We start from the raw sequence: 19249 nt of genomic DNA on the forward strand, positions 1-19249 counted from the left end.
CACAATACCAACATCTCACAACTCAATTTGGATTTCTCCTATAAGGGGGTTCGCAGCGAGTGTCATAGGATAAAGTGGCAGAATCAGTAAATTGCTTATATCCATATCTCTCGAAACTTGTTGCGACTCCATCCCCTAAACAATATTCATAGAAATAAATAGTCTCATTTCCTCCGAATTTTGCAGAAAGTTCTTGCCAAATTGGTGGCTGATAACTAAAAATATAGTTGTAAAATTTTGCTGCCTCAGCTTGGTTGTAATTATAACTTCCTTGGTATTGAGAAAAATCACCGTTGAAATTTAGCTTGATATATTTAACCTGATTCTTCACAAAGACGATCGAAAAATTGCTTTTAGGAAACTCACGAAATAGCCGCCGAAAGCTTTGTGGAGCATAGATATAGCTAACGGTATCGCCATTGGTTTGTTTGGTAATATAACGGCCAAAATAGCGCTCGATTCTTTGAGGCGTTTGATTAAAAACATAGCGTCCCGCCATAGCAGAAAAACTATAAATACTGTTGATGAGCAAAAATATTCCAGTTAATCCGATAAAAGTTTGGCAGAGATGATGGAATTTCATAGCGTCGCCACCACAGAAAATCTAGAGAGTTCATAATCATGTTAGTGGGGCTTTAGCAGAAAAAGGTTTCATCCCACTGCCATTTTATTGAGGAAATTCATTAAAAATGTTACTACATTTAAGTACTTGGCAAGAAGTCGAAGCTTATTTACAGCAGTCAAAGGGGATTATTTTCCCTATTGGTTCCACAGAACAACATGGGCCAACGGGATTAATTGGCACTGATGCCATTTGTGCAGAAGCGATCGCATCTGGTGTAGGAGATGCTACTGGTGCGATTGTTGGCCCTACAATAAATGTGGGCATGGCACTACATCATACTGCCTTTCCTGGCTCAATCAGTCTACGTCCTAGCACTTTAATTCAAGTAGTGCGAGATTATGTAACTTGTTTAGCCAAAGCTGGTTTTAGCAAGTTCTACTTTATTAACGGACATGGTGGTAATATCGCCACCCTGAAAGCTGCTTTTTCAGAAACTTACGCCCATTTAGAAGATTTGCAGATTCCTAATGCTCAACAGGTGCAATGTCAAGTGGCAAACTGGTTTATGTGCGGTTCTGTATATAAACTAGCTAAAGAACTATATGGGGATCAAGAAGGTTCTCATGCAACGCCAAGTGAAGTAGCTCTCACGCAGTACGTTTATCCAAATGCGATTAAGCAAGCATATCTTTCACCAGAAGTTGCAAGTGGATATCGGATTTATAGCGCAGCTGACTTTCGAGTGCGTTATCCAGATGGACGTATGGGATCAAATCCGGCTTTAGCAACGCCTGATCACGGTAAGCAATTTTATGATTTGGCGGTGAAAGAACTTAGCAGTGGGTATCTGGAATTTGTAAACGCAGAATAAAAGTTATGAAGGATACTGTAGAGATGCGATTAAAATTGCGTCTCTGCACAAACTAGCAATCCTCAATTAAACGCACAGAAACAAGATCCCCGACTTCTTCAAGAAGTCGCGGATCTGCGAGTTGCAATTCTGACAATTAAAATCAGATATGTAGCTCAAGCCTCCTTTTGCTGAAACTGGCCCAATAACCAAGCTCCAACTTCAGATTGATTTATTTCACGGCTACGGCGTAAAGCTTCTTCTAAAATAGACATCGCTAATCTAGCCAACACCTGTGATTCTTGAATACGTTTACTGCCTTGATCCGCGATCGCATAGGCAATGATTTGGGCATTTTGGACATCCACTATCCAGTATTCAGCAACGCCTAATTCTTCGTAGAGCGATCGCTTTGTACCTAAATCATCCAACAGAGATGTTTTCGCAATTTCAATCACTAAATCTGGTGCAGGATAGCGATCAAGGTTGACAATTCCTGTACCTGCTGGGATAGTTTGAGCGCGTTCTCTCAAGTAATAGGCAACATCGGGCTGACAATCCTGAACACCAGTTTTACGAAAGGTGGTTGTGTCTAAACCTGTCGCCAGTATTCCTTTAAGTGCCGCAAATAAAGTTACCGCAAAAATAATTACAACATGGTCTTTACCATGATCAAAACTAACTGGTGGCATTTCCAGCCTCATGTGTCCTTTGTAGTAGTAACTCTTTCCCTTCTCGTTGAGTAAATTAGCGATCGCTTGCTCATACTCTTGCCAAGAAGCACAAATCCATATATCTGTCGGTAACTGGGTCTGAGTTTCACTCATTGCCTAACCCTTCTGCCAGTAATCTATATCCTTGTAACTTAAATTCTAAACTTCTAGCTCGACTCTTTAAACTCTGAAGCCAAATGTTCGAGTTCTGAAGGGGATGTTTGAGCTTCTGAACTGGGAAGTTTGACCTTTTTGCTCGAACGTTGAGCCTCTGAACTCGGAAGTTGCGCCTTTTTGCTCGAACGTTGAGCCTCTGAACTCGGAAGTTGCGCCTTTTTGCTCGAACGTTGAGCCTCTGAACTCGGAAGTTACACCTTTTTACCCGAACATTAAGCCTTTAAACTCGGAAATTGCACCTTTTTACCCGAACATTAAGCCTTTAAACTCGGAAGTTGCACCTTTTTGCTTGAACGTTGAGCCTCTGAACTCGGAAGTTGCACCTTTTTGCTTGAACGTTGAGCTTTTGAAGTTTAAGTTTCGGGTTCTGAGGTTAAAACTTGAAGGTATAAGGTTGGATGATGGTGATTGAAGAGGCGCTTTTCTAATTACTAGAAAGCTGTTGAGTTATTTTTTCTTTTTTAATTTTGGTTTCAGATGATCTGGCAGATTCTCAGACTGAATTGCATTACAACCCCATTTATAAGCATTTTCAATAGACTTTCCTGCTCCAAGAGCATCATAAAATCCCGTAGCAAAATGAATTGCGGCAGCATCTCCAATTGCATCATTCATCCCAATCACATAGTCAATATATTCTACAATTCCCTCGGCTTGCACCTCAGAATAGCAAGCATTAAGGAGAACACATTCGACGTGTTCAGCACACAGTTCAAATGTATTTGCTAAAGCCTCTGTAGTGACTAGTTTTGATTGTCCGTTTTTATCCTCTAGCACCAATCCTTCATTTCCAGATCCATGTCCGCAGAAATGGACGATTTGTGGTTCATGATCTAATAAGGCTCGACGTACATCAGCAGCCCGAACAGCCCATTTCTGTTCTAATCTGAATTGATCACGTTTCTGAGATCGACGTAAACCCTCATCAATTTCTCGTACCTCCTCACCCAAACGTAAGGGAGTTGAATTATTAGGATTTGCTGCCAAAATTAGTATTGTTTTCATGGGGGATGACTTTTTGTGAGTCACAATCTGGAGAATCTCTTCTGGTTTAAGTGGTTGCCAATTTTTTCGCCGTTTAACGCTGTGGGCTTTCAGCAGCGTTTTTTTAAGCCACGTTAATTCAGGAAACTCCTCAGCAATATGCTCAATCTCAATACACGCTTGAGATGTCCCAGTTTCCCTAAGTTGTGTTAAAACACTGTCTCTTAAGTTAGCAACACTTTCTCTAGCGCCCATATTGTGAGCAAGAACATCATTACTGTAATCAGGATCTCCACAATGAGGATACTGACAAACTAGCCAGATGTATAAATCCGCTAACTGTTTTTCAGTCAGCTTCAAATGCAAACCATGCGAGTAGCGGTAAGCGACTGCTTCAAATACTTCTCGCCCAAAGTCTGTATTTTGGTGGATAGCCGACCAAATAACCGCCCAGCTACTAGGTTCTGCACATTCGACTAATACCCTACCTGCAACTACAGCTTTCTGGTGTGCTTCTTCTTCTAAAGGTAGAGGAATAGAAACAAGGGATTTAGCAAACTCTCTAGCTCCAATCGATTCACGCTTTAAAAGTTCTTCAAGTAACTGTCCTATACATTTAGGCTTAATTGTTGCATCCTTAGCCTTTTCTAAAAGAACAGCTTTGAAAGGCTCATCCCAGCATTTCTCAAATTTATTAAGAATAAAGATATAGCCATGTTCCTCATTCTCCTTATTAATTATGGACAGCAGCGTATTCAGGGTTTCAGAAGGGGCATTTATGTATGCCCGCTTAACTAATTCGGTGTAGTAATGTTCTCTTTGGGTGGTGCTGCTATGAGGAAAGGCGACAATAACAGATGCCCACCGTTGCCATATCTTAGATGATATAGTATCTAAAAATTCTGGAGTTTCTTGTAAAAGCAATTGTAAAGCTTTACAGCCAGCTAATGCTGGACGATCATACGTATTTGTCCCTATCCATTCATAAGCTACTTGATTATATTCTTGAATATACTTTTTAGCGCCGTTGATAATTCTTTCACGAGTTTTTCTATCAGCTTCTTGCCATCCAGGAAGTTTTGTTAAATCTGATTCAAGCTCTTGTTCATAAGATTGACTATCTGGCTTAAGCAGCATCTCCATATTTATTTGCCACCAAGCTAATAGATTTCCTGACTCTAGTTGCTCTAAAAATAGAAGTACTCGTTCTTGAGGTGGTGGGTCTAAAATAGGTTTTTGTCTACGATTCTGCTGTTCTTGCATCCTTTGATAGTTAGACCTCAAATTCTCAGCCTGCATTGAATCCAAATCAATTGTTGAAAAATAGAATGCAAATTCTTCACGCAAGATATTATTAGTCTGAGTAGCTTCAAGGACAGCATTTATCTGTTTTAAATCATCACGCTTAAATTTCCACTGAATTAGGGCTGTCCAAATTCGCTCTTGCTGAGAATCAATATTTTGAAGTTTTCCGAGCATCCAAAAAACATCTTCTGTCAAAAGGGTATTTTCTGTTAATGAATGCAATAAAAAATATATATTTTCTCCTGATTGGGAAACTGTTATAACTGCCTGCTCAACAAGCTTGCGCCGTTTTTCAAGATTATTAACAAGTGATAATTCAAATTGTGCTTGAATCTCATTGTCGAAAGTTATGATTTTCTGATGTTCTCTCCACTGTATTAGAGCGACTTTAGTAAAACTTTCTGCTAGGCCAGGTAAATCGAGATGTTCCCAAGCTTTTAACATTATCGCATCTGCAAGTCTTTCAAATGAATGTCCAAAGCACCTAAGACCTTGCTTTTCGACCCACTTAAGAGCAACTAGCAAATCACATGACTGTAGTTTTGGTACGAGTTCAAAATCAAGAAATACTCGATACGATCCTGTAAAGTTTCTCTTCTTAGGTGGAGTTAAGACATTAAACAATTCCTCTACTGGTAGATGATCTGACCAAATGGCTCTGAAAATATACCCTTTAAGTTGGTCATCCTCATCTTCTGGCATTTGACTATAAATTAGAGACTTCAGCCGCAATCTTGCACTCGCATTACCAATTGTGCAGATTGCTTTTGCTGCACTAGCTCGGAGGTAAATTGATTGAGATGAATCAAGTGCTAGGTTTACCAACTCCTCCTGAAGTTCATCTACCTTACAAGCCTCAGCAATATCTATTGCTGCATTTCGTGCATCGATTGGCTTGCTTAAATCCTGAATATATGGAAGCAATTGTACAGCTAACCCAGAATGTTTAAACTTCTCGTATCTGGGATAATTATCTCTATGTGAATCAAATAGCTTTCCTTGCTCGTACTGTTTTAATAAGTTATCAACTATTGCTGCTCGAAGATTTGCATCTGTAGGTATGTCGCTTCGCAACAGTACATCAGGATCAGTCTTCATGATTTCCTGAAGTACGTCAGTCCTCATACTAGCTAGCCATGCTGCTGTCTCATGAAGTTGTGGGATTAACTTATGTTCAGGATCTTCAGGTGAAACAATCAGTTTTATTACCTCATTCAAAGGTGTTTCGTGCTGAACTAAGTACCATGCAGCCAGAAACTCAGCATAGGTTTGGTGTGCCCATCCCATACGACTTAATTCACCACGAGATGAGAATAAACCAGTATCTAAAACTTCTTCAACAGCTTCTTCACTAATTTCAAACTCTCTACCGTCAACTGTTTCGGTTCCTTGGCATATCTTCTCAATAAATACGTCATCATCTGGAACATCGCTCTGAATACCAGTCCAGATCGCAAATTTATTGCCAAAAATCGTGATTGCTGCAATCCTAGCCGCAAGCATTAAACGTTCTTGCCGTTTAAGTTTGCCTTTTAATTTCGATGAAATCCGGCTCTTATTTCGTTCTTCACAAAGCCAGAGACATCCTTCAAGATAAAGTTCATGCAACCTTTGATTAAGAGGAAATTTACCATCATAGTTACGATAAGTTTTAATCAGAAATTCTAATGTAATTGGTTTAATAGCCAAAGGTACAACATTTTTCCTGTTAATTTCTTCTAGAAATGCTTCAGAATTATCGATGCCTTCAATCTTTGCAGCTTTACTCACATCTACACGTCGAAGTGGAGCTAGTTCATAAATTCCTACACTATCTTTACCCCAAATTTCCTTCAGTCCTTCCTCTAAGACTGGTTGCCAAACAGCTGTTCGGCAGGCAATACGAAGATGTAAACGCTGGATATGATTCTGATAACGTTTGAACTCGTCAACTAGGAGTGTTGCTAATGTTTTTATTCGTAGCAAGCATTCATCAAGACTATCTAAAAAAATATGTAACTGATGAGTGCCTTTTAGCCATTGAGTAAATTCTAGACTGTCAAATAATCTGCTAACCAGTCTGTCTTCACTTCCATAAGAACGGATATCTAACGAAAGTACCTGACCACCTTGTTTTTGAATTTCCTTAATAATTTCATTTTTCTCTGCCTCTATAGTATGACTTTTGCCAATACCTGGCTCACCCAAAAGTGCTAAACATGGTAAGGCAGAAATAGCATCAAAGGTTACTAAATCTGGATTGTATATTTTGCCCCACTTCTCTTCTGGGTCGCATAGATAACCGCCATCAGCTAGATTAATGTGACCTGACCGAGGACACCAGAACCGCTTCCATTTGTAATCTTGACTTGGCATTTTCACCGACAAAAGGCTGAAAACATTTTTACTATGTTAACCTCACTAACCCTTAATGATGCCTCTTAAAAGACAAGTTTTCGGGATAAATACTTCTGTGTAGGCGTAGCCCGTCGTAGACATCGCTCTCAAAATCTTAACTTTCAACCTCTGAACTCGGAAGTTGCACCTTTTTGCTCGAACGTTGAGCCTCTGAACTCGGAAGTTGCACCTTTTTACTCGAACTTTGAGCCTTTGAACTCCAAAAATAAAGCTCAGAACTCGAAATGTCGTGCTTTTAACTCCAACATCCAAATTCTGAGCCTCAATGTTGCATCTTTTAAGTGCAAGTACTGAGCTATTATCTACAATGCTGCTTTTTGAGACTTGGATTTTCCAGATTTACGAGCAAATCGTTGTCCCATTTCTACAACCACTGCATCTAAACCCGCGCCTTGTCCACTGGCTTTAGCGTAGTTATACACCTGTAAGGCGGCTGCATAAGCTTCACTACCAACTGCAAGAGATGTATCATCCACCAATTCTTGTAACTGCGTCAACGACAACAGCACCGGATACAACGCTTCAAATAATTGTACGTCCTTCCGCATCTCTTCTAAGTCGAACGATCGCGGTAAAAACTCTGGATTCTGCGCCGCCACCTCTAATGCTTTGCTGACAAAGGCTCGACTCTTATCTCCCATCTTGGGTAAAGTCTTACGATCGTCGGAACTCAAATCAACTAAAAATGGTAGCTTTTCTTTAATGGTGGTAATGGCTTGCAACACAGCATCTCTGTCTGTTTGTGCCAATGTTGCACTAATTGGGGTCGTAGACATAGAAATCACTCTCCAGTAAGTTTCTTTAATCTAGAGTTCCCATCTATACAACTCAAATTTCAATGTGTAGAGCAAAGTCAATCGTATACACTGTATTAGACTTCTTGCATAAGTCGGGAAAAGGGTAAGGGGGAAGGGGGAAAGGTTCTGTATTATCCCCTTCCCCTTTAACATGAACCCCTTTTTTCCCTCTTGCAAAAAGTACTTTTGCAAGAGGTCCATTGCCTTAAGCTTCCAACGAACGGCATTTATTATGCCTCACGTTACCTTAACAGTGTTGTTGTTTTTTGAACAGTGACAATAACAAACACACGAGTCCCATCACTACCAATGGCACTGAAGAAGCAGATTCTGGGACAGGTTGAGGGTTTTGCACAGGCTGATAATTGATGAAATTCCCTTGAATTGGGCTGAGTGATGCCAAAAGTTGTTGAATATCGCTAGATATATCAATATCATTACCAACACTTTTAGAAGAGATGAGGCGGTTAAAGGTTTGGCTACTCGATTTATCAAAATCTCCTGTGAACCCAAGAAAATTTTTACCTATTTTACCTATAAGAGAGTCAATCAGATTGTTAACATCAGTTTTGATCCCTAGAGGGGATAACTTTAAACTGCTGAGATTATTGACGTTTCCAATTTTTGTGTTATCAGTCTTTGCTAACCAATTGCCGTTTCCAATAATTTCATTTCCATTGGTAAAAACCCAGTTACCATTACCAATAATTGTGTTATCAGTACCAAAGTCCCAATTGCCGTTTCCAATAGTTGCGTTGTCGCTGCCGAAGTGCCAATTACCATTACCTAATGTTGAATTATTACTTCCGTCATCCCAATACCAGTTGCCGTTACCAAGGGTTGTATTACTCTTTCCAAATAGCCAGTTGCCATTACCAATAGTTGCATTGTCATTATTAAAGTTCCAGTTTCCATTGCCAATGGTTGCGCTGTTACTGCCATAATCCGAGTTAAAATTACCAATAGTTGCGTTATTATCACCAAGGTTCTTGTTACCTTTACCAACCGGTGCATTCCCCTCATTAAAGGTTTGGCTACTAGGATTAGATGTATTCCCAGCGTTACTAAAGGGTAAATTATTACCAAGGACTTCTTTCAATGGATCGAAAGGCGATTGTTGAAGCAGACCTCCAGCACCTGCGATCGGGTTATCACCACCTGCAAAGGGGTTTCCACCGCCTGCAAAAGGGTTTTCACCGCCTGCGATCGCATTACCACCACCTGCAAAAGGGTTTCCACCGCCTGCGATCGGATTACCACCACCTGTAAATGGGTTTGCATTACCTCCACCTGGAATCGCATTACCACCGCCTACAAACGGGTTACTTCCTCCTGCAAATGGGTTACCTCCTCCTGGAATCGCACTACCGTTACCTGCAAACGGGTTAGTAGCCCCACTTGGAATCGCATTACCGTTACCTGCCAAAGGGTTAGTAGCCCCACTTGGAATTGGATAACCACTGTTTGCAAAAGGATTACTACCTCCTGCCAATGTGTTGTCAATATCCTTGAAAAAGTTATCACCTAAAATTGACTTTAATCGATCAAATATTAATTTCTGAAGCCCACTGCCAGCATCGCCTGCAAACGGATTAATACCGCCACCTGGAATGGAATTGTTACCGTTACCTAATAACAGATTGCTACTACCCGTCAACAGGTTGCCTTCAGTAGACAAATTGACATTGGGAGCAAAAGAACTAACGCTGTTAAGGACACCTGCATTTAAAGGATTAACTCCACCATTAAGGGGATTGACAACAGACTCTTCCATTGGCACTATTTTTCCTATTATTAGTTAAAAAGGTTATAGGATCTTCAGTACTTCTTATACCAATTGTGAATTTACTAAACCCAAATCTATTTAATAATAAAGGCTTTAATCATCTTACTGTCAAATTAGCAGGAAGTATTTCTCAAATCCTTACCTGTAAAAAGTTTTAGGGCGTAAAATAGCAAACTAGTACAATAAGGCGGAAGGTACATCACCGATAATACACGCTTTTGAGTTTTATCGAATTGTATGTTTATTTATGCCAAGCTGCACTAGCATACTATGTACTGAAGAACTCATTATTGTTCTCCTCTATTTATCTGCTGATTTTCACAAGGATTCTATTAAGCGAACGAAATTTATCGACCGCCAAATACTTATGCGCCACCGGCACCGCCAGCAAATGGGTTACCGCCACCAAATGGGTTAGCACCACCGCCACCGCCAGCAAATGGGTTACCACCACCAAATGGGTTACCACCACTGGCATCGCCACCAAATGGGTTACTGCTACCAACACCGCCACCGACACCGCCAGCAAATGGGTTACCGCTACCGACACCACCAACCGATTCCTTGTCAAGCTTTGAGTTAACTAGGCTGTCAATAGTAACCCTCAAATCGAACCCGTTCGGTATTTCACTTGTGCTAATACCATAGGTCTGGCTACCAGTACCTTGGTTACTACCACCTGCGGGTGGCTTCTCAGCGCCTGCGAATGGGTTATCGGCAGCAGCACCGGTTAAAGGGTCGCTGCCACTACTTTGCTTACCATCGCCTGCGGGTGGCTTACCACCTGCAAATGGGTTATTGGCAGCACCAGTTAAAGGGTCGCTGCCACTACCTTGCTTACCACCACCTGCGAATGGGTTACCACCGCCTGCGGGTGAGTTACCAGCGACTTTGGATGGATTGACACCGCCTGCAAAGATATTCCAGAAGTTGTCGCCAGCGAAAGGATTACCACCATAGGCTAAATCAGCTTTACTGCTATCGGTAGCATCACTACCAGTAGCACCGCCACCAAATGGGCTACCGCCACTTTCTCCATTACCAACACCACTAAATATCTTGGGAAGGTCTTTCTCAGGGATAACTTCTTTCAAGCGACCGAAGGGTGATTGTGCAAATTGTCCAATCGCATCGTTCCCACTAGTAGAGGGCTTACCGCTACCACTATTACTTGAATTGTCTGCCATTAGAATTAATCCTCGTTATTGTTTTGATAAAAATTTTGCTAGCATCGCAACATAAAATAAACAAAGATTAAGTCTGCTTTGTGACTTTGTTGGTTGTTTTATTGTTAGCAAAGCTAGTTGGTAGCTACTAGATTATTTAGTTATCTCTATTAAGAGTAGATAACAAACTTTTCATCAATGCTACTTTCACCTACAATTTATACGAGTTAATTTTGAAAGACAATGAAAAATACTTTGATAAATATATCAAAATTTTAGTTATTTTTAGATAGAACTGAAAAAGTTAACTGATACGTTTTTATAATAAATTTAAATTTGAGTTAAATATTATATTGCAATGAACAATCTTTTGATAAATTTGCCAAATTTTTAGATACTTAATTAATTTGCGTTTAACCGGGCTTCTATTACTTTTAGCTGATGTAATCCCGCCAGACTGATATTAATAAATAGCACAATTTATAACACACTGCAATACGTTGCATGATATAGGACTAATGTTTGATTTCTGAAAAAGCTCAGTACAAATTAAAAGCCTAATTCCCTATTCCCTACTCCCTACTCCCCACTCCCCGCCCACGGAGATAATTTCAAAAATCAAATACGATTCCTATATTAAGTAAGTCGGTGATAAAAAATAAAGCAAGGCAACAAAGTATAAGGTTAGGAAAGAGACTATAAGTAAATAGTTTCAAGGTTTTTATAAAACTCAACATACCTTAGTTTTATCATGCCTACTTACCTAACACTACTACGAAGTACAGCAAAAAAAGCTTTAAAGAATTACTTCAGATAAATCAGCAAATTCAATCCCGGAATTGTGCGGGAAAGTGTCCACAAAACTAGCGTGATGTAGATTACACCCAAACTCCATTGATACCAAGCAAGTGCAGAGACGATACCAGGTAGGTGTTCGTCTCGCAGTCGAATGTCGTTAAATCCTAATTTAACTAGGTTGTTGAGACTAAAATCATAGTAGTTGAGCCAGTTCCAACGGCGATCGCACAACAGAGGCATATATCGTTCCCGAAATGTCTGATTCCTTGGTATGACTGGTAAACGTCCAATCAACAATCGTAACTGGCGAAATGTGCCGTCTTCTGTGAAGTAAGAAACATCCATTAAATCGTGATAACGACCTTGTTGGTAAAGTCGGATCAATAAAGCCATTGGGACGGGGACAATAATTATTAAAAGACACCCCAATGTCAGCCAAGGTTGTTGAGCATTACGAAAGATGGCTAGTAAGCTCAATAATTCCAAAACGCTAAAACTCACAAATATCGAAATGGTTTCGTAAAATGTGGGAATAATTGGTACAGGATGCAGCCGACGATAACGATCCACTAGCCAAAATAGTAAGCCGAAATAAGCGATCGCAACTCCTCCCACACCAAAGACTAACCAAAAGTTCGTACCGTAGCCACTCAACAACAGCAGTACACTCAACCCCAACCAACTCCAAGCTTGCAGTAACCACCCAACGATAGAAAGGGGTTCACCAACAATTAAGCGCTTACTCAGTTGTGTGTATTTTTCTAAATCGATATCTGCTAAAGTCAGTAACTCACTGCTATTGCGAAATGATTTTATCAGACGACGTTGGGCGATCGCTTCGGCTTGAGTTGCAGAAAAACCCAGATTAATCAAACTTGCGACGGATGCACTATTAATATTTGTAGCTGTCAAACGGCGACTCATTTCTACTAATCGGAGTTGTTGTTTTGTATATTCCAGTTCATTAGCATCGGCAACTTGTTGTTGCTGACGAAAATTTTGCCCCAAATTCCGCAAGATGTTTTGATTACCTTGCAATGTAGGGATACAGAACATCTTACCAATCTGACCCGGATTACCTAAAATTTTTGCTTGGTTAGAGTTAAAAGTTAAACCAGGTACGCTTAAACAAGCTTCTGTAGAAAACCTTGCATCGCTAAAATCTGCTTGGTTAAGAATGCTTGCACCTTGCAAATTTAACGATTGATTAAACTCCACTTCTCGAAATGTGACAGCTTGCTCAAAAGTTGCTTCTGTTAAAACGAGGAACTGATTAAAATTTGCTTTATTAAACTGGGCTTGATTTGCAAAACGGACATTAGAAAAATCAGCATTATCTCGCCACTGCCCACTATTGAATTTAGCTAACTGTTTAAAAGTTGCTTGGTTGAAGTTGGCAGTTTTTTCAAAAATACTGCCTTGAAAATCAGCAATGTCTTGAAATTGAGTTTGTTTAAAATTAGCTTTTTCAAAAAAAATACTGCCTTGAAAATTGCTTGGTTGGTTGAATTTAGCACCGTTAAAGTTGACGGGACGAGCAAATCTGGTTTCATTCCAATTAGTGGATTGGAGAAAAGTTGCACCTTGGGCATCCACAGACTGAAGAAAAAATGTATTAGAAAACTTCATTTCGCCATTGAAGCGAGTTTGCATTAGTGTTAATACACCACGAAAAACGGCGATTTCACTGGATGGAGTTGATTGTGTTCCTAACAGCGATCGACAATCTTTGGAGTTCGTGAGTGACTCTAGACAAACGAAGCGCAAACGTTCTAGTTCTTTTTGTTCGGGGACGCTGAAAATTGAAGCGATCGCTTGGGCGTATAAGGGGGTTCTTAAACCTAAATCGCTGCCTACAAAATCCCCTAAAATTAGGGTATAGCTGAGGTCTAAACCCAGAGGTTTTGCATTTAGTCCTTTTCGCATGAGTTGATAAAAGGCATCACGAAAGCTAGCATTTTCTGGGCGCAAATCAATCACCATTTTCTGCAAATCTACGGTCAAATTACCTTCGCGGAGTGTAGGTGTGCGTAGACGTTCTTGTAATAATTCTAGAGTTAAGGGTGTGCGTTCTGGTTGCGTTTGTGCTGCTGAAGTAGGTAAGGGGAGGAGGAGAAGAAGTAAAACGCAAAGGAACGCAATCGCAAAGCGTCTCGCAGAGAAGGGAAGCGCAGAGGGACGCAGAGTGAGGTTTCTGGGTATCTTTGCGTTTAACCTCTGGGTGTATCTATGTTTAAAAAATAAATTATGCAAATTGTTCGATCAATCGTCGCTAATCAGTAGAACAATTTTACCTGTCACAGAACCGCTTTCGATTAGTTGGTGGGCTTTAGCGGCTTCTTTTAAAGGAAATTTGTGACTAACATAAATTTTTAATTTGCTTTCATCGATCCAGGTGGCACATTGTTCGAGAATTTCTGCCTGGTGCTGGAGGCTTTCTTCTAATCCTAGTAACGCTGGTGTGAGCATTAATTCTAAACCAATGCGGAGATTGCGTTGTCTAGCAGTTTTCCAAACAGTGTTGGCATCTGGTTCGAGAATCGTCACAATATCACCATATACTCGCACTGCGGGGAAGGTTTTGTGAAAGGTTTCGCCGCCTACGGTATCAAAAGCCAAGTCTACGCCTTCGCCGTTAGTCCAATCTAATGCTGCTTGTACAAAGTCTATTTGTTTGTAAAAAATTACATGATCAGCACCTAATTGTTTGACGAAATTAGCTTTTTCTTCAGAACCGACTGTAGTGGAAACAGTAGCACCTTTAAGTTTCGCTAATTGAATTGCTACATGCCCGACACCACCAGCACCTGCATGAATCAAAACTTTTTCGCCGGGTTCCAATCGTCCTCGTTCGTATAAAGCTTCCCAAGCGGTGATTAACACTAAAGGCGCTGCTGCTGCTTCGGCAAAGGAAATAGACGTGGGTTTACGTGCTACAAACCGCTCATCCACAACGGTATATTCAGCATAATTACCTTGGTGTGCGCCCAATCCACCATAGCAAAAATATACTTCATCACCTGGGCGAAAACGCTGAACACTTGCACCCACTGCTTCGACTATACCAGCACCATCACATCCTAAAATTGTCGGTGTGCGATCGGGGTAGAAAGTGCCTCGGCTACGAAGTTTAGTGTCAATGGGGTTAATACCAGCCGCCACCAAACGCACTAAGAGTTCACTATTACCTACAGGAACACTAGGGTTTGGCACTTCCTGTAGTTGCAGAACTTCGGGACTGCCAGCTGCTGTCATCAAGACTGCTTTCACAACTCTTTCCTCCTGGCTTTAAATGCATGTTTTTATGTAACTTTAGCGCAAGAGGGTAGACACAAAGTTATATCTGATTCTTAAATACGCTTTGTACGTACTACGAACTCATCAAAATTAATGAGACAAACCACTAGGCTTACTCTGTGTAAGGTAATATGTTACATTAATTGTGCTAGATGTCCTGCATCTGTGAGCTTAGTATTATGGAGATATAATGTTGTTGCTCAATGCGATCGCCTACGGTAGACGGTTACGCCATCGCAAAAAGTATTGCTAAATCATTGTAATAATATTTAACATGAGTCTAGGTTGTGTAATTTAGATTAACTATTGGAGAGAAAGTATCTCAGAGTTAGTAGAATGACAAATACAAGGACGCAACTCTTTTATGGATTAGTTACTCTAGAACTGTAGACTATGTTTTCAGTCCTGAGTTATTTTTGTATTTTGCCTCTGAGGCATACCAATCAAGACCACACCAAATCCTTCATTAAGAGCTCCCACAAATCATAATGCCTGTGATTGAGAAGAAAAGAACTCGCGATCTGCCCCAAATTAACGAACGAATCCGCTACCCGAAAATTCGGGTAATTGATACTGATGGTGCCCAACTGGGAATTATGCTCCCACAAGAAGCACTACAACTAGCAGAAGAGAAAGAGTTAGATTTGGTGCTAATTAGTGACAAAGCTGACCCGCCAGTTTGTCGGATTATGGACTACGGGAAATATAAGTTTGAGCAGGAGAAAAAGGCGCGGGAAGCCCGGAAAAAGCAGCACACGGCTGATGTCAAAGAAGTTAAGATGCGCTACAAAATAGAAGAACACGACTACAACGTGCGTGTTAAGCAAGCAGAGCGCTTTTTGAAAGATGGCGATAAAGTCAAAGCTACTGTCATGTTCCGGGGTCGAGAAATTCAACACAGCGACCTAGCAGAAGATTTGCTCAAGCGAATGGCAACTGATTTGGAGCCATTTGGGGAGCTGCAACAAGCGCCTAAAAAAGAAGGGCGAAACATGATGATGCTCATCTCGCCTAAAAAATAATCCTCTAACTGTATTAATAGACCAAGTTTGAAAATCCCCTGGCTTAAAGTCAGGGGATTTTTTGATGTTTCGTTTCCATGCAACATGCGCCTAAAGCTATGGGGTTGTATAAATTTATCTGAAATTGATAATCCTGAAGCCTGAGTGGGAAACATAATACTCAGTTGCTTAAGAATTTTGCTATTTCCAGCCGATGAGGGAGTATTTTCTTCCCCTACTCCCCCCTGCCCCTGCCCCCGCTCCCCATTACGCGGTGATACTACCAGAAAATAAAACTGCATGGAACTGAAAAATTACTGGTTGGCTCCAAATAAAGTTGCTTTACCACGACTAAGACTACTACAGTGGGTGAATCTCCGGCCAGAGGAGAGCGAACGAACTCAACTCATGTTCTTTTTTTACACAACTGTATGTGTAGGATTGCGGTGGGCAGAAGACAGTACTGTGGCGCTGTTTTTGGATGAATATGGGACTCATTTACTGCCGTGGATGTATATTGCCAGTGCCGTTATGAGTGCAGCACTAGTTTTTTTATACTCTTGGCTGCAAAAGATTTTTCCTTTGCGCCGGGTGATTGTAGCGATCGCCCCTTGCATGTTAATGCCATTACTATTATTAGTTGTATTACGTTGGGGAGCGCATGTTTCATACCTGGCAGTTATTTCGGCATTTATGCTGCGGCTGTGGGTAGATGCCCTTTATGTAGTCAATGACCTTAATACTTCCATCGTTGCCAACCAAATATTTAATATTCGGGAGATTAAACGGACTTACCCATTGGTGAGTAGTGGGCTTTTAGTCGCAGATGTGATCAGTGGCTTTAGTTTGCCTTGGCTATTGCAATACACCACGCTGAATAAGATCATCTTCATCGCTTGTATAGTAATTTTATTAGGGTCGGGGATTTTATTATATTTAACTCATCAATATCGAGCAGCTTTTCCTGAAACGCCACAAAAACTAGTTACTGAAGAACAAGCTTCACGACAGCGTTTTATTAAAAGTCCTTTGAAGCGATATGTTTGGCAGCTGTTTGCTTTTGTCGGTCTATTGCAAGTCATTGGGTTATTAATAGATTTTCAATATCTACGTGAACTCCAATCTAATTTGGGCGACCGAGAACTTGCCAGCTTCTTAGGTCTTTTTGGTGGGACGTTAGGACTGTGTGAGTTGTTGTTGCAGTGGTTTATTTCCAGCCGAATTATCGAACGGATGGGGGTATTTTTCACAGCGACGCTTTTACCTATTACCGTAGGCTTTTCACTACCAGGAGTGCTGGTATTATTTTATTTAATTCCCGCTATCCAATCACAAAGCTTTTTTTGGGGTTTGGTAATTGTCAAATTCTTTGATGAACTCCTACGCTACACCTTTGTCATGAGTAGCGGCCCCATCCTGTACCAACCAATTCCAGAGGCAATTCGCAGCCGGATGCAGACTTTATCTGGTGGAACTGCCGAAGCGATCGCTACAGGTTTGACAGGAGTGCTAATTTTTGCAACTATATTGTTTTGTGGGCAGTTTATACCCGTACCGTTGCAAAAGTGGGTGTTAGTAGCAGAAACAATGCTGATAGCTGGCACCTGTTTAAAAGTAGTTTGGGAATTGCGATCGCGCTATGTTGAACTGTTAGTCTTGAGTGTGGCACGGGGCCAGTTAAGTGCAACCAATGTAGGCTTACGATTTTTCAAGCAAGGTGTAGTCAAAGCCTTGGGAGAAAAAGGCAGCGAAGCAGATAAACGCTCTTGTATTGAACTTTTAGCCCAAATTGATCCCCAAGGATGTGCGGAAGTTTTAGCACCTCTGTTAGTTAAGTTAACCCCAGATTTGCAATGCCAAAGTTTGGAAGTTATGTTGACAGCAGGTGCAAATCCCGCTTATTTATCTGCTATCCGTCCTTTGCTAGAACAACCCCAAGAAAGTAACTCCGAAGTTTTCGCCCTAGCGCTGCGCTACGTTTGGCTAGCTGAACCAAATCCCAATTTAAGCATCCTAGAAGAATACCTGAACCCCCGGCATAACTCGCTCATCCGCGCCACCGCCGCCGCTTTGGTTTTACGTCAGGGAACGCCTATGCAGAAGGTAGCAGCTACCCAAACTATGCGCCGGATGTTGACTCATAAGAAAGAACGGGAACGGGTAAATGGAGTCAGGGCGCTTAGAGAAGCAGTTTATTTACAAGCGTTGCGGATTCACATTCCGAATTTATTACAAGATGAGTCGTTACGGGTGCGCTGTGCCGTATTGGAAATGATTGCAGCAACCCATTTAGAAGAGTATTATTGTGCATTAATAGCAGCACTTAATTACAAATCAACCCGCACTACAGCAATGTCAGCTTTAGTCCGGCTAGAGAATGAAGTTATAGAGATGCTGTTGCGGGTAGCTACCAATATTTACAAACCAGAAGTAGTGCGAATGTACGCTTGGCGTACCATTGCTCAAATTGGTACTCAAGAAGCATTGGAGATTCTATGGGAAAAATTGGAAACATCTTGGGGTACAACTAGGGATCATATTCTTCGCAGCTTACTAAAAATACACAAACAACCAGGAATTAAAGGTTTAGTAGACCGATTTTATGAAAGTCGGGTAGAAAATTTAATTGAGCAGGAATTGAAGTTTTTAGGTGAGATTTACGCTGCATATATAGACTTGAAAACACTAGACGAAAAAGGAAATCAGCAATCTAGTGAGAGGATTGTAATTGTCTCTGAGTTATTGCAACGCGCCCTTTTAGAATTGGAATTGGATGTCAAAGAGCGGCTTTTACTGCTATTGAAACTGCTTTACTCGCCAGAAAAGATGCAGGCAGCAGCATTTAATTTGCGATCGCTCTCAGTGGTAAACTTAGCGCGAGGGTTAGAAATCCTAGAGCATACCATAACTTTGTCTTCAAAATCTCTGTTGCTGAATATTTTAGATAACCGACCACTGCCAGAAAAATTGCAACATCTGGTAGAAGCTAAAATCATAGAATATGAAAATATGATAGTTAGCGATCGCCTCCACAGATTGCTGACGTTGGGTAACTTCCTTTCTGACTGGTGTCTAGCTTGCTGTTTTCATTTTGCTCAAGTAACTCGCACGCCATTGACAAGTTCTGAAATTTTAGTGAGTTTGCGTCATCCAACCGGCTTTGTTAGAGAAGCTGCGATCGCATATTTAAATATGGTTTCACATCGTGTTCTCCGACAAATCCTCCCCCAGTTAGAAAAAGATCCACATCCTTTGGTAGCTGCTCAAGTCAAAGAGTTACTCGAAAAATACCAGTTTAAAAATTAAAATTTATAGCCTTATTAGTGCAATTACCTCTAACTTCTTACCAAAGAAAATTTGATTCCTCCCTGTGGAATGTAGTACAACCTGTCACGGAAGTTTATCATGTGTTC

General features: G+C 40.9%; 11 protein-coding genes. 3 read left to right on the forward strand and 8 right to left on the reverse strand.

Going from position 1 to position 19249, the window contains the following annotated elements; translation table 11 throughout:
- Positions 1-22 precede the first annotated feature (22 nt).
- The gene (locus RMY00_RS05740; protein ID WP_322646629.1) at positions 23-499 is read right to left on the reverse strand and encodes a hypothetical protein; all 477 of its coding nucleotides are present in this window, start codon (positions 497-499) and stop codon (positions 23-25) included.
- A gap of 190 nt (positions 500-689) precedes the next feature.
- On the opposite strand from RMY00_RS05740, the gene RMY00_RS05745 reads away from it, so the two are divergent.
- Positions 690-1436 carry a creatininase family protein gene (locus RMY00_RS05745; RefSeq protein ID WP_322646630.1) on the forward strand — a complete coding sequence of 249 codons (747 nt, stop codon included), beginning with the start codon at positions 690-692 and terminating at the stop codon, positions 1434-1436.
- Between the two features lie 155 nt (positions 1437-1591).
- Here the strand turns inward: RMY00_RS05745 and RMY00_RS05750 are convergent, their stop codons facing one another.
- The 7 genes from RMY00_RS05750 to RMY00_RS05780 form a co-directional block, all read right to left on the reverse strand.
- Complete coding sequence (locus RMY00_RS05750; RefSeq protein WP_322646631.1) at positions 1592-2242, reverse strand: Uma2 family endonuclease; 651 nt, start codon at positions 2240-2242, stop codon at positions 1592-1594.
- 510 nt (positions 2243-2752) lie between these two features.
- Positions 2753-6949: a CHAT domain-containing protein gene (locus RMY00_RS05755; RefSeq protein WP_322646632.1), complete on the reverse strand. Its 4197-nt coding sequence runs from the start codon at positions 6947-6949 to the stop codon at positions 2753-2755.
- Between the two features lie 344 nt (positions 6950-7293).
- The gene (locus RMY00_RS05760) at positions 7294-7767 is read right to left on the reverse strand and encodes a hypothetical protein (RefSeq protein ID WP_322646633.1); all 474 of its coding nucleotides are present in this window, start codon (positions 7765-7767) and stop codon (positions 7294-7296) included.
- A 268-nt stretch (positions 7768-8035) separates the two neighbouring features.
- Positions 8036-9562: a hypothetical protein gene (locus RMY00_RS05765; RefSeq protein ID WP_322646634.1), complete on the reverse strand. Its 1527-nt coding sequence runs from the start codon at positions 9560-9562 to the stop codon at positions 8036-8038.
- Positions 9563-9939: 377 nt separating this feature from the next.
- Positions 9940-10761, reverse strand: coding sequence for a hypothetical protein (locus tag RMY00_RS05770; RefSeq protein WP_322646635.1), 822 nt, complete (start codon positions 10759-10761; stop codon positions 9940-9942).
- A 783-nt stretch (positions 10762-11544) separates the two neighbouring features.
- Positions 11545-13791 carry a pentapeptide repeat-containing protein gene (locus RMY00_RS05775; RefSeq protein WP_322646636.1) on the reverse strand — a complete coding sequence of 749 codons (2247 nt, stop codon included), beginning with the start codon at positions 13789-13791 and terminating at the stop codon, positions 11545-11547.
- Between the two features lie 9 nt (positions 13792-13800).
- On the reverse strand, positions 13801-14808 hold the full coding sequence (locus RMY00_RS05780; protein ID WP_322646637.1) for a zinc-dependent alcohol dehydrogenase family protein: 1008 nt from the start codon (positions 14806-14808) through the stop codon (positions 13801-13803).
- Positions 14809-15323: 515 nt separating this feature from the next.
- Between RMY00_RS05780 and infC the strand changes: the two genes are divergently transcribed.
- Positions 15324-15857, forward strand: coding sequence for a translation initiation factor IF-3 (gene infC / locus RMY00_RS05785; RefSeq protein WP_100898496.1), 534 nt, complete (start codon positions 15324-15326; stop codon positions 15855-15857).
- Positions 15858-16136: 279 nt separating this feature from the next.
- Entirely contained in the window at positions 16137-19142 is a 3006-nt protein-coding gene (locus RMY00_RS05790; RefSeq protein WP_322646638.1) for an MFS transporter, read from the forward strand.
- Positions 19143-19249 lie beyond the last annotated feature (107 nt).

It is taken from the genome of Nostoc sp. ChiVER01, from assembly GCF_034531155.1.
Taxonomy (GTDB): domain Bacteria; phylum Cyanobacteriota; class Cyanobacteriia; order Cyanobacteriales; family Nostocaceae; genus Nostoc.